General features: G+C 47.7%; 13 protein-coding genes and 2 tRNA genes. 12 read left to right on the top strand and 3 right to left on the bottom strand.

All coding sequences use genetic code 11. The annotated features are described in order from the left end of the window. Positions 1-195: 195 nt before the first annotated feature. Entirely contained in the window at positions 196-639 is a 444-nt protein-coding gene (locus EHQ17_RS06690; RefSeq protein ID WP_135736165.1) for a DUF4505 family protein, read from the bottom strand. A 129-nt stretch (positions 640-768) separates the two neighbouring features. Between EHQ17_RS06690 and EHQ17_RS06695 the strand changes: the two genes are divergently transcribed. Then, a tRNA-Cys gene (locus EHQ17_RS06695) sits at positions 769-839 on the top strand. A 16-nt stretch (positions 840-855) separates the two neighbouring features. Next, a tRNA-Leu gene (locus EHQ17_RS06700) sits at positions 856-941 on the top strand. Between the two features lie 17 nt (positions 942-958). Here the strand turns inward: EHQ17_RS06700 and EHQ17_RS06705 are convergent. Next, complete coding sequence (locus tag EHQ17_RS06705; RefSeq protein WP_135590801.1) at positions 959-3,025, bottom strand: O-antigen ligase family protein; 2,067 nt, start codon at positions 3,023-3,025, stop codon at positions 959-961. Between the two features lie 103 nt (positions 3,026-3,128). Between EHQ17_RS06705 and EHQ17_RS06710 the strand changes: the two genes are divergently transcribed. The 9 genes from EHQ17_RS06710 (at position 3,129) to EHQ17_RS06755 (ending at position 12,747) form a co-directional block, all read left to right on the top strand. Further along, a complete protein-coding gene (locus EHQ17_RS06710) occupies positions 3,129-4,001 on the top strand; it encodes a glycosyltransferase family 2 protein (RefSeq protein ID WP_135590802.1) in 873 nt (290 codons plus the stop codon). Further along, complete coding sequence (locus EHQ17_RS06715) at positions 3,991-4,776, top strand: LBBP_01157 family protein (protein ID WP_135590803.1); 786 nt, start codon at positions 3,991-3,993, stop codon at positions 4,774-4,776. The genes EHQ17_RS06710 and EHQ17_RS06715 overlap by 11 nt, the downstream gene beginning before the upstream one ends. Next, positions 4,766-5,353 carry a D-sedoheptulose 7-phosphate isomerase gene (gene gmhA, locus EHQ17_RS06720; protein WP_135590804.1) on the top strand — a complete coding sequence of 196 codons (588 nt, stop codon included), beginning with the start codon at positions 4,766-4,768 and terminating at the stop codon, positions 5,351-5,353. The genes EHQ17_RS06715 and gmhA overlap by 11 nt, the downstream gene beginning before the upstream one ends. Positions 5,354-5,362: 9 nt before the next feature. Next, a complete protein-coding gene (locus EHQ17_RS06725; RefSeq protein ID WP_135590806.1) occupies positions 5,363-6,139 on the top strand; it encodes an ABC transporter ATP-binding protein in 777 nt (258 codons plus the stop codon). 23 nt (positions 6,140-6,162) lie between these two features. Further along, positions 6,163-7,614: an FHA domain-containing protein gene (locus tag EHQ17_RS06730; RefSeq protein ID WP_135736166.1), complete on the top strand. Its 1,452-nt coding sequence runs from the start codon at positions 6,163-6,165 to the stop codon at positions 7,612-7,614. Positions 7,615-7,785: 171 nt separating this feature from the next. After that, positions 7,786-9,183 (top strand): 3-isopropylmalate dehydratase large subunit, encoded by a 1,398-nt coding sequence (leuC, locus tag EHQ17_RS06740; RefSeq protein WP_135592301.1) that lies wholly within the window; start codon positions 7,786-7,788, stop codon positions 9,181-9,183. A gap of 22 nt (positions 9,184-9,205) precedes the next feature. Continuing rightward, a complete protein-coding gene (gene leuD, locus EHQ17_RS06745) occupies positions 9,206-9,826 on the top strand; it encodes a 3-isopropylmalate dehydratase small subunit (protein ID WP_135592303.1) in 621 nt (206 codons plus the stop codon). Positions 9,827-9,841: 15 nt separating this feature from the next. Then, positions 9,842-10,843: a PLP-dependent cysteine synthase family protein gene (locus EHQ17_RS06750; RefSeq protein ID WP_135592305.1), complete on the top strand. Its 1,002-nt coding sequence runs from the start codon at positions 9,842-9,844 to the stop codon at positions 10,841-10,843. Further along, positions 10,840-12,747 (top strand): AAA domain-containing protein, encoded by a 1,908-nt coding sequence (locus EHQ17_RS06755; protein ID WP_135592307.1) that lies wholly within the window; start codon positions 10,840-10,842, stop codon positions 12,745-12,747. The genes EHQ17_RS06750 and EHQ17_RS06755 overlap by 4 nt, the downstream gene beginning before the upstream one ends. A 219-nt stretch (positions 12,748-12,966) precedes the next feature. Here the strand turns inward: EHQ17_RS06755 and EHQ17_RS06760 are convergent, their stop codons facing one another. Beyond that, positions 12,967-13,605, bottom strand: coding sequence for an NrsF family protein (locus EHQ17_RS06760; protein WP_135592309.1), 639 nt, complete (start codon positions 13,603-13,605; stop codon positions 12,967-12,969). Between the two features lie 127 nt (positions 13,606-13,732). On the opposite strand from EHQ17_RS06760, the gene EHQ17_RS06765 reads away from it, so the two are divergent. Then, a complete protein-coding gene (locus EHQ17_RS06765; protein WP_135592311.1) occupies positions 13,733-14,293 on the top strand; it encodes a sigma-70 family RNA polymerase sigma factor in 561 nt (186 codons plus the stop codon). Positions 14,294-14,304: the final 11 nt, after the last annotated feature.

Raw genomic sequence — 14,304 nt, forward strand, 5'->3', positions numbered from 1 at the left:
TTTTATTTTTATTTTTAGTTTTATTTTTATTTTTCTTTTTATTTTACTTTTTCGTTTTCGTTTTCGTTTTCGTTTTCGTTTTCGTTTTCGTTTTCGTTTTCGAACGCGTCTTTGTCGGGGAAAATTCCAGAACTTCGTTTCGGATCGAGGTAAAATTTCGGATCGTTGTGTTTTCCGATGGAGAGGACGTTGTTTTTACGGATCTAACCTTTCGATTCGAAAGGTTTCCAACTCGCTTTCATAAAAAAAATCAGAGTTTTGAAATACGATTCGTTTTGAAATTTCCCAAAGTAGTTCGGAAGAAAAGGTTCCCCATTCTTCCCAAGGAGCTGGATGGATCAGAGTGGAATGGCGCAATCGTAACGCGTCCGGTCGAAAGGGCACGAATAAACCCGGGGAATAGTATAAATTTCCGTTTTCTTTTTTTTGAAATACATAGACCGAGGTTTCCGGTCGTATGAAATTCCATTCCCCCGCACATACCGAAACGTACGGATATTCGAGAGAAACTCCCGTTTGGTTTTTTCGAATTCTGGAAATGAAAAAATCTAAAAACGCAGGATCTTTTAACTCCGATTCTTCGTGATAGAGTCTACCGCGGGCGTCCATTCGATAGAAGTAGGATCGACCTCCGCTCACGAAACCCCCTCCGGATGGGAACCGTGACGGTTCGTGTGTCGATCGTTTCCGGCAAAACTCGGTTTGTGAACAGGCTGTGCGGACTTTTCTATTGACACCGAACTTTCCCTTAAAATCATACCGTATAACGGCGTCGTGGCCAAGTGGTAAGGCATGGCTCTGCAAAAGCTTGATCCCCGGTTCGAATCCGGGCGACGCCTCGACACTTTTGCATTCGCCTGGATGGTGGAATGGTAGACACCCAGGACTTAAAATCCTGTGAGAGCAATCTCGTGCGGGTTCAAGTCCCGCTCCAGGTACCAGCATTTCGTTGACGTTTCTACCTCGTCAACGGAAGTTCCGTATCACACATTCTCCCGAAATACAACCTCGGAACATCCGCGTTTTCCCCGTTTCTGTATCCGGTGAACCGGATTCTGAAGTCATGGAAGAAAACTCCAACCGGAAATCCGGGGGAATTTTGTTGCGGTAGGCGATCCTCGGGTTGAATCGGATTTTTCCCTCGTTTGAGCTCGAATCGAGTCGTCTTGATTTCCCGCTCCGCGTGCGCCCAATACGCCTGATCTTGGTCGAAGGATTCCCGTTCTACCACGGTTACTTCGGCTCGTGTAGGAGGATTTCGATCCCCTTCGGGTACGTAGATTCGAAACGTTAGCGGCTCGGTTCTCGGTCGCGGAGGATCCGGATATCTGTGCGTCAGACATCCTTCGATTTGAATTGGAAGTTCCGCCTGTTGTGGAGTAAGCGGCGACCCGTCCCGGGTCCGTTTTTGATTCCAATCACTTTCGAATTTTATGATATTCTTTTGTATTTCCCGGATCAGTCCCGGGTCCGTAGATCGGACTCTGCGATTGTACACCTCCAGAGGCTCCAAATTCAAACGCGGAATCCAGAAAATCCAATAGAGGAGTAAGGGAATTCCCAAAACGAAAGCCGTCTGCGCCGAATTTCGAAATCGTTGCGGAAAGGATGCGCTCGTCGGTTCCGGATCGTTTGCGGATGTTTCGTTTGGCGTTTTCGTTTCGGAAGAGGTGGAATCCGCATTGTTCCCGGCCAGAAAAAATCCACAAAATACGAAAAAAGGCAAAACGACTTCGTCGTCCAATAGATAACACTGAAAGAATCCGGCCGGAAATAAGGTTAGAATTCCGATCGATCGTAATGAAAGCGTTTCGAAACGCTCCTCCAGTTTTTTTCGGAAAAAAGTAAGAAAGATCCTTCCCCAGAAAATCAAAAATAGAATCCCCGCAAAAATTCCGCCGACGGTCGTCCAGTGGAGCAAATCGTTGTGCGCGTGCCCTCTCGGTGTGATGGAAAGTTCGTACCAAAGTTGTTCTTCCCTCTCGATCATCGTTTCGGATTGGCGGCGATGAGACTCGGAATAGTTTCCGCCTCCCACTCCGAACCAGAAATTTTCACGTATGATCGGAAGCGTGTTTTTATAGATATAATATCTCTGATTTTCCGTATTATGAATTTCGAATATTTGAGAGACCGATCTGCGTATGAGCCAGTTGTCCTTGAGAATATATGCGGAAGAAAGTAGAAGGGCGATTAAAAGTCCCGCCGTGATCCAGAGCCCCGGTTTGGAAACGGAAGGCAAACGATTTCGGAGGGATCGGTGGGCGTGTAGTAGACAACACAAAAATAGAAAAATCACCCCCAACCAAATCGATCGGCTTTGGTTGAGTAACAATACGAAGAGGCCGACCGCAACCGCGCCGGTCTGTAACCAAAAAGACGCGTTTCTCTTTCGATTCCAGGTTCCGAACCATTCCAAGATCAGACCGGGTAGAGCCAATCCCAAAAGTCCCCCGTAGGTGAGATGTGTGTTCATCATTCCGAGGGGAAGATACAACTGGATCGGGCCTACGTTTCCGGAGTAGTGTTGGAGTCGATCGCCTAACGCGTATTTGAATCCGTTCGAGACGAACTTCCCGAGTCGAACTTCCGAAAACAGACTGATGCATCCGGTCGCGATGAGCAAATACGCGGAAAAAAAGATCCAACGTTTGAGAACCATTCGATTCGTTTTCGAAGACGCGATCCGCGCGGAGATCGGCAACAGAAACAACATCCAAAAATCGCCGACCTCGGATCGTTTTACATAGGTTGAAAAAAAGGACGCGGAGGATTTCGTTTCGGAATTCGCCAAGGAAGATACGAATGCGAGAACGTAAATTCCCAGAAACAAAAGGAACAAACGAACGGAGGCGATTTCGGAATCATGCCCGTTTTTCCTGAACAACAACGCGGGAAGTCCTGCGGCGATCGTAAGCCCCGCGAAAATCTGGGAAACGCTGACCGACAAGGGAAAGGCGAGTAGAAAAAGACAAAGAGAAAAAAGGGAAACCTTTTCCATCGTATTCCAAACCGTTTCTTTCATGGGTCCTCTCGGAAGTTCTCCAAAATTACTCTAAAAAACCAATGACAGAGAAAGAATTCATTCTACCATTAGAAAAAAGACCGTTTAGGATTCATTCGGACAGATGGGAAAATCGATTCCAGCCAAGAAAAAAAAAGCCTCCTCTCCCAAAACAAAACCTGCCTTGGATTCCGCCGAAAAAAAAATTTCCGTGGCGATCATTACCTACAACGAGGAAAAAAACATTGCGGATTGTATTCGCTCGTGTTTGGAAATCGCGGATGAAATCTTGGTTTTGGATTCGATCAGCTCCGATAAAACGGAATCGATCGCCCGCTCTTTTCCCTCGGTACGATTTTTGAAACAGAAGTTCAAAGGTCATATTGAACAAAAAAACGACGCGATTTCCCTTTGTAAGTTCGATTGGATTTTGTCCCTGGATGCGGACGAACGGATTTCTCCGGAACTCAAGGATTCGATTCTAAACTTCAAAAAAGAACGAGAGGAAACCGGGATAAACGGATTTCTGGTCTCGCGTCTTACGTTTCACATGGGACGGTTTATCCGTCACAGCGGTTGGTATCCTCAGTTTCGTTATCGTCTTTTTAAAAAGGGAAACGCGGTTTGGGTCGGTGAAAATCCTCACGATTACATCAGCATCCAAGGGAAGGGGGCAAAACTCAAAGGAGATATCATTCACTTTAGTTTCCGTGATCTGACGCACCAGGTCAATACCATCAATCAATTCTCTTCCATCGTGGCGTTGACTCGTCAGAAAAAGGGGAAAAAGTTTTCCCTTTTGCGTACGATCTACAAACCTTTCTCCAAATTTTTGGAAACGTATTTTTTTAAATTCGGTTTTTTGGACGGATTTCCGGGTTGGGTCATCGCAGTGTCTTCGGCGTATTCCACGTTTCTCAAGGACGCGAAACAATTCGAACTCGAACAAAAGTTTGTGGACCGTCCTTCCAACGTAAAAGAGGATTATGGGAGTTAAATCTTTTTTCGGAAGATTGTTTTTCCGGTTCTTCCGCAAACGTAAACCCCGATCCGCTACGGAACAAACTCCTCCGGTTCGCGATAGCCTCGGTTACAAAACGGAACTTTCGCAACTTCGGGACAAGGCGGATCGTTTTTTCGTTACCAGAAAAAAAAACTCCGGTCTCGTTCACGAAACGAAATTTTATAAACTCCAAAAAAACGGTCCTAAGTTGTTCCGTTTGGAAGGAAGGGAAAAAGGGGGTCGAGAATACAACATCGTCGTTTCCACCGGAAATTTTTTGAGTCTACAAGGGGATAAAATTTCCGGAGTCGTTTTTCTACCGGAAGCGGAACTCAACCGAATTCTTTCCTACGAACATTCCGATTTAAAAAGTGTATTCTCCCGATTTCAACCCGAAGACATCGAAGAGGATCTGAAACTGCTTTACGGAGATCAGACTTCTTCCGGCGATTCCTGGAAGGACGTCTACGACTGGGAGCCGTTTTGGAAACAACAGATTCTCGTTCGTTTGAAACCGAGCGTTCTCGCGGTGTTGTTGGTCTATATGGGGCAGGAGTTCGAACAATTCTTCCAGTCTAATTCGACGAAGAGGTTGAAGTCGATCATTTCGGACGAGTTGTATTTTTTGAACGTAAGCGGAAATCAAAAAGAGAATTCTCCGAACACGGAAAATCTTTCCCTTCAGGATTTTGAAACTGCGAAACGGCAATTTTTCCGCACGATCGAACAGATTCGATACAAAAGAGGTAAAACCTACAATGGGCACTAAAGAAATCGCTCTCGGTCAAATTCGCGATTCCATTTCCACCAAACAGAAGTTAATCGATTCTGTCTTGGACGACGTCGTCAAAGCGGGTGAGATCGTCTCCAAAGCGCTTCAGAGCGGGAATACGATTTTTCTTTGCGGAAACGGGGGTTCTTCCTGTGACGCTTCCCATATCGCCGCGGAACTCGTGGTTCGTTATAAATCCGGAAACGAAAGGAAGGCTCTTCCGGCCCTTTCTCTTTCAGCGGATTCTGCCGTTTTAACGGCTTGTTCCAACGACTACGGTTACGAGGAAGTGTTCGCCAGACAAATCGAAGCCTTCGGTAAAAAAGGGGACGTTTTGATCGGTCTTTCCACGAGCGGAAATTCCAAAAACGTTTTGCTCGCTTTGGAAAAAGCCAAAACCAGAGGATTGAAAACCATATCGTTGTTAGGCGGTGACGGCGGAAAGATGAAACATCTGGCCGACTTGGACGTGCTCGTTCCCAGCAAGGTGACCGCCCGAATCCAGGAGTCCCATATTCTCATCGGACATATCCTCTGTAGCGTAGCGGAATACAATCTTTTCAAAATGGAATGAACGTTCTTGATCCGTTCGAATCCGATCGTAATCGATATCGAAAATCTCAAGGTTTCCACTCCGGGGCATCCGATCCTGAAAGGAATCGACTTTCGACTTCTTCGCGGAGAATTTCATTGTGTGGTCGGGGAATCGGGGAGCGGAAAAACGACCTTCGCGTCCTGTCTTCTGGGAATGATCGATCCTCCTTTGTTCCAAAGGACGGACCGTTTTTCACTGTTCGATCACGACGTACGGTATTGGAGTGAAACGGAATGGACTTCGCTGCGCGGGAATCGGATCGCTTTGGTTCCTCAAAATCCGATCTGGGGATTTCATCCGTATCGAAGGATCGGTTCCCAGATTTTGGAAGCCTTCTCTCGAACCAATCCTTCGATCGCGGACAAAAAACAGGTTCTTTCTTTATTAGAATCCATTCATATACACGATCCGGAAAAGGCCTTTGTCTCCCGACCGAATTTCCTTTCCGGCGGAGAAAGACAAAGGATTTTGATTCTGATGGCGGTTTATTCGGGCGCGGAAGTTTTGATCGCGGACGAACCCACGGCCGCTTTGGATCCGATCAGTGAAGCCGGAGTATTACAACTTTTGCTCCGATTTCGAAAAGAAAAGGGACTTTCCATCATTTTTATCACGCATGAAATCGCAATCGTCCAGGCTCTGGCCGATACTGTAAGTATATTGTACCAGGGAAATTGGGCGGAAATTTTGACTCGATCCGGCGACGACGATCGGATGAATCCCGTTTCGGAGTACGGAAAAAAACTGTTTGAATACGGAAGCTGATCTAAGATAGTTCGATCGATTTTATGGGACGAGTAGTTATAATATTGTTGGTTGCGGTTTTGTCTTGTCCCGTTTGGGCGCAAAAATCCCCGTTTCTTTTAGAGGATGTGGATGCGTCCTCCTATCCTTCCGTTCGTCTTACCGTACGCGATAAAAAACAATATCCTCTCGAACGGGAAAATTTTCTCGTCCGAGAATCCTCGGGAACGGAATCCAGAACCGTACTCGGAACGAAGATACTACGTAAGGAAGGGGTTCGCCCGATTCACGTCGTATTTTTAGTTCAATCGGGGATCACGTTGGAAGAGAACAACTCCAACACTCGTTTCTTACAAAAGACGGTCCAGTCTTCGGGAGAGGAGGATCGTTTTAGTTTCGTATTTTTTTCGGACGATCTGCTCGTCGTGGAAAAAGATTTGGATCGACAGTCAGCTCTTTCCAAAGCGAAGGTTCCCGGTTCGCTGAGCAACCGGAATACCGGCGTCAATTTGGATCTAGTATTCCAAAAATTGAATGGAGTTTTGACGAGAGATTCCTTCATCGTCTTACTTTTGTCCGACTCGGAATACTCCCTTCCCCGGGGAATACGACAGGGACTTTCCACCTCCGGTCTTCCGATTCAACTCGTAGGAAAAAGGAATTTTTCCAATTTCGAGCTGATACGAATTTACGGAGGGGAGTTTTACGATCTCCTCGCGGCGGATTCTCAGTCCCGGTTCTTAAGCGATTTGGAATATTTTAGAAAACACCCGGCGGAGATTCGATACGAGTCTCCGTTTCGGGAGGATTTTTGGAAAGGCAACGGAGAATTTTTGAGAGGGGATTGGGAATCGATCCGCGGCGGAAAATTCAATTTTACTTATAAACCTGGAACGATGAAACGGATCCGGTTTTTGCTTCTCAGTCCGGGGGTGTTTCTTCCGACGATCGGATTTTTACTCATACTCACTTTGATCGGACTTTTACTTTTGTTTCGCAGGGAAGGGGAAACCGACGTTTCGGGAGAATCCGAAATCGGAGAGGCGGAGAGACGTTTTCACGCGAGAGGGGAAGAACGGGAAGTCTATCAGAGGATGTACGGAGATCAATTCCATTCCTCTCCGTACGCACATCCGGAACAGGTGGTCAGCGCCCGTTCTCTTCCCGTCTACGAGTCCGAGTTCGAATCCGCGGAAGCCTACGATCTCGCCACTCTGATTCAAAAAGAAGGACGTTCCCCCGGAAAACAAGTACCGATTCGAAAGGCCGAAACCACGCTCGGCAACGGAGAATTTTCGGACGTTCTCGTATCCGATCCGGGAGTGAGTCCGGTTCACGCCCGCATTCGTAAAATCAAAAACCGCTTCGTATTGTATGATCTTATCTCCGACGGTGGAACGTATTTGAACGGGAAAAAAGTACTTCGTCCTAGGGTTTTGTACGACTTCGACGAAATCAGCTTGGGCAAAACCGTGTATGTGTTTCGCGCTCGCTGAGAATTTTCCGGCCTTCAAAACCGTTCGTGTGTCCTGAAAATAGATCCGGGTAGACGAAATGACCCGATCTTCCGACGATGGAAATTCAGAAGGATATCTTTTCTCAATTTCGAGAAACAAATCCAATCCATAAATTCCGAAAGAATTTCTTTCGGGGAGTATCAGAATCCAATGAAGACAATGTTCGAAAAAATCTGGGAAGATCATCTGGTGGGCGAGCTGGATGCGGGATCGTATTTAATTTACATCGATCGTCATCTCATTCACGAAGTCACGAGCCCCCAGGCTTTCGAAGGACTCAAACTCGCGGGCAGAAAGGTCCGCCGTCCCGAGGCGACGTTCGCCACGATGGATCATAACGTTTCCACTCGCACTCGGGATTTTAGTCTCGCCGATCCTGTTTCGGCGATTCAGATGCAGACGTTAAAAAAGAACTGCGACGAAAACGGAATCCGTCTCTATGACTTTCAAAATCCGGATCAAGGAATCATTCACGTGATCGCTCCCGAGATGGGGCTGACTCATCCCGGGATGACGATCGTATGCGGGGATTCTCATACTTCCACACACGGAGCCTTCGGCGCGCTCGCGTTCGGAATTGGAACCAGCGAAGTGGAACACGTTCTCGCGACCCAAACCCTCGTTCAAAAAAGAGCGAAGACCATGGAGATCCGCGTGGACGGAAAACTTTCCGATAAGGTCACTGCGAAAGACATCATCCTCGCGATCATCGGTAAGATCGGAACCGCGGGTGCGACCGGTTATGTGATCGAATATCGAGGTTCCGCGATTTCCGCTCTGAGCATGGAAGCCAGAATGACGATCTGCAATATGTCGATCGAGGCCGGTGCGAGAGCGGGACTGATCGCTCCGGATGAAATCACGTTCGATTATATCAAGGGAAAGGATTTCGCACCGAAGGGAGCGGAATGGGATCTCGCCGTAAAGAAGTGGAAACACTACGTGACCGACGAAGGCGCGAAGTTCGACACGACCGTAATTCTTCACGCGGACGAGATCGCTCCTATGGTCACCTGGGGAACTTCTCCGAGTCAAGTCGTATCCGTCAAAGGAACCGTTCCGAGCCCGAGCGACGCAAACGATCCGATCGAAAAAATAGGAATCGAATCCGCTCTCAAATACATGGGTTTGACTCCGGGCGAGAAGATCGAAGACATCACGATCAACAAAGTATTCATCGGTTCCTGCACCAATTCGAGGATCGAAGACTTAAGAGCCGCGGCGGCGACGATCAAAGGAAAACAAGTTTCTTCGAAGGTTCAGGCGATCGTGGTTCCCGGTTCCGGAAGAGTCAAACGACAAGCGGAACAGGAAGGATTAGATAAGATTTTTACCGCCGCCGGTTTCGAATGGAGGAATCCTGGTTGTTCCATGTGTCTCGCGATGAACGACGACGTGTTGGAACCGGGGGACCGTTGCGCTTCCACCTCGAATAGAAACTTCGAAGGGCGCCAGGGAAAAGGGGGAAGAACCCATCTCGTAGGTCCGGAAATGGCCGCAGCCGCAGCGGTGGAAGGCCGTTTCGTGGATATTCGGCACTGGAAATAATCGTTAGGAATATAAGAATATTATGAAACCTTTTACTGTATTGAACGGAATCGCCGCGTTACTCGACAGGCCGAACGTGGACACGGATCAGATCATTCCAAAACAATTCCTCAGAAAAATCGAAAGAACCGGATTCGGGGTCCATCTTTTTCACGACTGGAGATATCTGGACGACGCGGGAACCAAACCGAATCCGGAATTTTCCCTGAATCAAGACCGTTATCAAGGCGCTACCGTTTTAGTGACGAGGGACAACTTCGGCTGCGGTTCCTCGAGAGAACACGCGCCTTGGGCGTTGGAGGATTACGGATTTAGGTCCATCATCGCACCTTCTTACGCGGATATCTTTTTCAACAACTGCTTCAAAAACGGAATGCTTCCGGTCGTTTTAAAATCGGAGGAAGTGGAAGAATTGTTCCAAGCGGTTTCCGCCAACGTGGGCGCGAAAGTGATCGTGGATCTCGACAAACAAACCGTGACCGGTCCAACCGGAAACGTATATCGGTTCGAGGTGGATTCTTTCCGCAAATACTGTCTTTACAACGGACTCGACGATATCGGTCTAACTCTGAAACACGAAAGTAAGATCGGGGAGTTTGAAAAAAAGCAGAAAGAAGTTGAACCTTGGTTGTACGCTCTATAATTCTGTCGAAATCCTATGTTTGACGAAATATCCCGTTCGATCGACGAGTTCGGTAACAGTTTTCTCGGTGCACTCAATAACATTCAAAAATCGTTCGGGAGAGAGCTGAGCGTAGCGAAACCCGTAAAGGAAACGATCTTACAGATGATCGGAAACACTCCGCTCATCCGTTTGAATCAGATCGGTTCGCATATTCCCAACGTAGAGTTTTATCTCAAAGCGGAATTTTGTAATCCCACCGGTTCCGTAAAAGATAGGACGGCCCTTTCCATGATTCTTTCCTCCGAGCGCAGGGGAGAACTAAAACCCGGAGGGCAGATCGTTCAACCGGGTTACAATACTACCGCGATCAGTTTGGCTTGGATCAGTACGATTCGTCAGTATAAATTTCGTTGTCTCGTGGCGAGTGATACCGATCCCCAAAAGATCAAGGACTTACAGACCTTCGGCGCTCAGGTGGAAGTCGTCGCCGACGCAAAAGGGAATTGGGACGAAACCCTTTTGAAAAAAGCGAGAGAGCTTAAAGATAAGGAAAAAAACACGGTCATCCTCAACGAATACAAGGACATGGCCAATACAAACGCACATTATCTTTTTACGGGTCCCGAAATTTGGAGAGATCTCGCCGGGAACGTAGATGCGTTCGTAGCGGGCGGAGGTTCGGGAGGAACTCTTTCGGGAGCGGGGCGTTTTTTAAAATCCAAAAAATCTTCCTTGCGTGTGATTATGGGGGTCAGCTCCAAATCCAGATTCATCCGTAAGATGTTACAAAACGAAACTTCGATTCAACTTCCCGAATCCTTCGATCCGAAAATCGTGGACGAATACGTTGGGGTAGATCGGGAACAAGCCCTTTTGTATCAATCCGACCTTTATCAAAAAGAAGGAATTTTCGCAGGACAAACCACGGGCACAACTCTCGCCAGCGCGATCCGTTTTGCGGAAGGACTTCCCACCCGGGAAGATCAAAAATCACAAGTCTACCGAATCGTAGTGTTGTCCCCGGATCGATTTTGAAAGAACGGGACTTCTCCGATTCTTTGGAAGAATTGGAATTCGTCTATGAATCACTCGAACGCGAGAAACGGGAAGAGGAATCCATTTTTTCCAAGGATTGGCTTTCGGGTCCTTTGCAGGACAGGATCCAACTCGGAATAACGATCTATCCTCTCGTTTACGAGGAACAATCCCTGGGTCGGGACGGAAGTTGGAACGTTACGTTTCGTCTTTCCAATCCGAAAGAAATTCCGCCTAAATTTCAATCCGGGGTTCCGGTCCAGATCGGTAAGGAGAAAGAACGGATCAAAGGAGTTTTGATTTCCGTTCATCCGGAAACGGTCCGGATCGCCTTGGAAGAAGTACCCGAGTGGTGCGAGGAAGGAAAGTGTCAGTTCGATCTTCTTCCGGACGAAACCTCCTATCAGGAAATGTTCCGCGTTTTGGAAACCGTAAAGGAAGCCAAAAAAGGAACCCGCTTGTTTCATCTTCGGGAAACGTTGCTCGGATACAAACGACCCGATCCGATTCCCGAGCGTGCATCGGATATCTCCCGGGTTTCGCAACGGATCGGCGGAACACTCAACGAATCCCAAAAGAAAGCTGTGTTAGCTTCCGTATTCTGCGAAGACGTGACCGTGATTCACGGACCTCCCGGTACGGGAAAAACCACCACGTTAACCGAAATCATATACCAACTCGTAAAGGAGGAGAAACAAATTCTCGTATCCGCTCCTACCCACGCCGCCTGCGATCTTCTCGTAGAGTCCGTAAGTTCCCGGGGAATTCCGACGCTTCGTTTGGGACATCCCGCGAGGATTTCCGAAACGGTCCTACATTCCACCTTGGATTATAAACTCTTTCATCATCCGGACGGAAAATTGTTAAACGAATACAGAAAGCAAGCCGTCGAATTGAACCGGCAGGCTCGCAAATACAAACGAAACTTCGGCGCGGCGGAGCGGGAAGAGAGAAAAAATCTGCACCAGGAAGTCAAAGAACTCAAAAAGACGATCCGCACTTTGGAAAGCGGATTGATCGACCGTATCGTTTCCTCGCATCCAGTGATCGTCGCGACGCCCCTTGCATCCGCAAAATCGTTGTTAAACGGAAAAAACTTCGACGTATGCGTTTTGGACGAAGGATCCCAGGGTTTGGAACCCGCGTTTTGGATTCCGATCTCCAAAGCGGATCGTGTGATTTTGGCGGGCGATCACAAACAACTTCCGCCGACCCTATTTTCGGAAAAGAACGGGTTGGAAACCACCTTATTCGAAAAAGCAGCGATCCGCTTACGGGATTCGGGTCATGTTTTTTTACTCGATACCCAGTATCGGATGAAGGACGAGATCGCCGAGTTTTCTGCCCGGGAATTTTACGAGGGAAAACTCATTTCCGGAAGAACGGATTCGGAAAAACAAACGTCCTTTCCGGAAGGATTTCCCTTTACGGGCTCCTTCCAATGGATCGATACCTCCGGAACGGATACGGAAGAGGTTTCCGTGGAGGAAAGTCTCGCCAATCCGTTCGAAGCGGATTTGCAGATCGTTTTGTGCGGGCTTTTGATCGGTTCCGGTTGGAAGGAAGAGGAGATTACCATCCTCTCTCCGTATCGGGCGCAGGTTCGCCTCCTGGAAGAACGTTTGCGACAGGCCGGGTTTCCAAACGTTTCCGTTTCCACGATCGATTCCTTTCAAGGACGGGAAAATCGTTGTATTATACTCGGGTTTGTACGTTCGAACTCCGAAGGTAAGTCCGGATTTTTGAAGGAATCCAGACGGATCAACGTCGCTATGACCCGTGCAAGAGATCTCCTCCTTTGTATCGGAGACGGTTCGACTCTTTCGGAGGACGTGTTCCTCTCCAGATTGATCCGATTCGCGGAGGAAACGGATCGTTTCCGAACGGCCTGGGAATTCCTTTGATTGGGGCCCGGGACCGGAGGAAAGACTGAAATTTCTTAAGATATTCCGTTTTTAACGGACGAAGTTTCGTCGGCCCGGTTGCTTCGGTTTGCGTATTTTAGAATATTCCATATTTTGAATGCTTTGACGAAGGGTCGTCCGCGGGTCTTGTCTCGTTTTTTTTTTTTTGAATATTCTGTAATTTTAATGTATTTCCGACGGAGCGACGGGATATTCCGTTTACCACTTTAGAATTTTTTGAAATAGAAAAAAACCCGCGAAAAAAAGGATCAAACTCGGTGTTACGTGCGAAAAAAGGATGTGATACGAGGTTTGATCCCCGCAGAAAAATTTGAGACAAAAATTCGCCGAGGCCAAACCGAAAACGGCCGTGGTAGCCGCGGTCAGAACCGGTTTTCCGGGAAATCCGTTCCGCAAAAGAAACAAACCGGAACCGGAAAATAAGACGCTCGCGATCAAAATGACCCAGGCGCATTTTCCGATATGCGAGCCGATTTCGTGCCCTGTGATCAGATCCCAACCGAACAAACCGGCCGAATAGACGATCCAAAACAAACCGGAATAAATCGGAAAACGCACCCAACCCGAAAAGGATTCTTCCGGAAAACGCAGCCGGGACAAAATCCAGAACGATCCGATTCCGATCACGGCGATCCAAAGAAAGTCCGGAAAAAAAGAAGGAACGTGAATCCACCGAGAAGTGGTAGGAAGCCGGGAAAGAAGAATCAACCCCGCCGTCGTACCCAAGAGCGGTACGAGCCAGGACTTCGTGCGTTTGCGATCGGTGGCGGAGGGAGGTTCCGTTCCCAATTTTCGAATCAACGATTCGGTGGTTTGTTTTCCGTTTTCTAAGGTCATGGTAAAAATTTTAGAAATTTTCCGATTTTACGGATTCGGTTGGACAATAAATTCTTCCCGGATCCAATGGGAACGAATTTTTAATCGAACTCAACATCGTATTCGAAAGTTCCAAGCCGATCGTTACATGTCAGTCAAAAAAGAAATCTGGGAAGAATGTTCGACCTTGATTCGCCTTTCGAGAGAAGGCGATGCCCGGGCGTACGAACGTTTTCTGCGTTTGGTGACGGGGGTTCTTCGTTCGTATTTGGTTCCCAGAATCAACAACGGAGAGGATCGAGAAGATCTGATTCAAGAGATTTTGATCGGTTTGCACAAGGCTCGGGATTCCTATCGAAGCGACAAACATCCAGCGCCTTGGGTTTTCGCGATCGCCCGTTATAAGACCATCGATTTTCTGAGAAAGAAAAAAAACGGAGAGAAAACCTACACGACCGACCTTTTGGAAAATTTCCCTTCTCCCGAACCGGAAACGAATTCGGAAGAGCCGGAACGGGTCCGGGAAATCCTACAAGAATGGCTGACCGTTTTGGACGAACGGCAAAAGTTGATCTTTACGCACGTGAAGTTGGACGGAATGAGCGTAAAAGAGGTTTCGGAAAGAACGGGCCTTTCCGAATCGAACGTCAAAGTCATCACGCATAGGGCCGTGCGAAAGATACGAAAGCATTTTTCTCCCGATCACTGACAAAACGGCGA

It is taken from the genome of Leptospira gomenensis (assembly GCF_004770155.1).
GTDB lineage: Bacteria > Spirochaetota > Leptospiria > Leptospirales > Leptospiraceae > Leptospira > Leptospira gomenensis.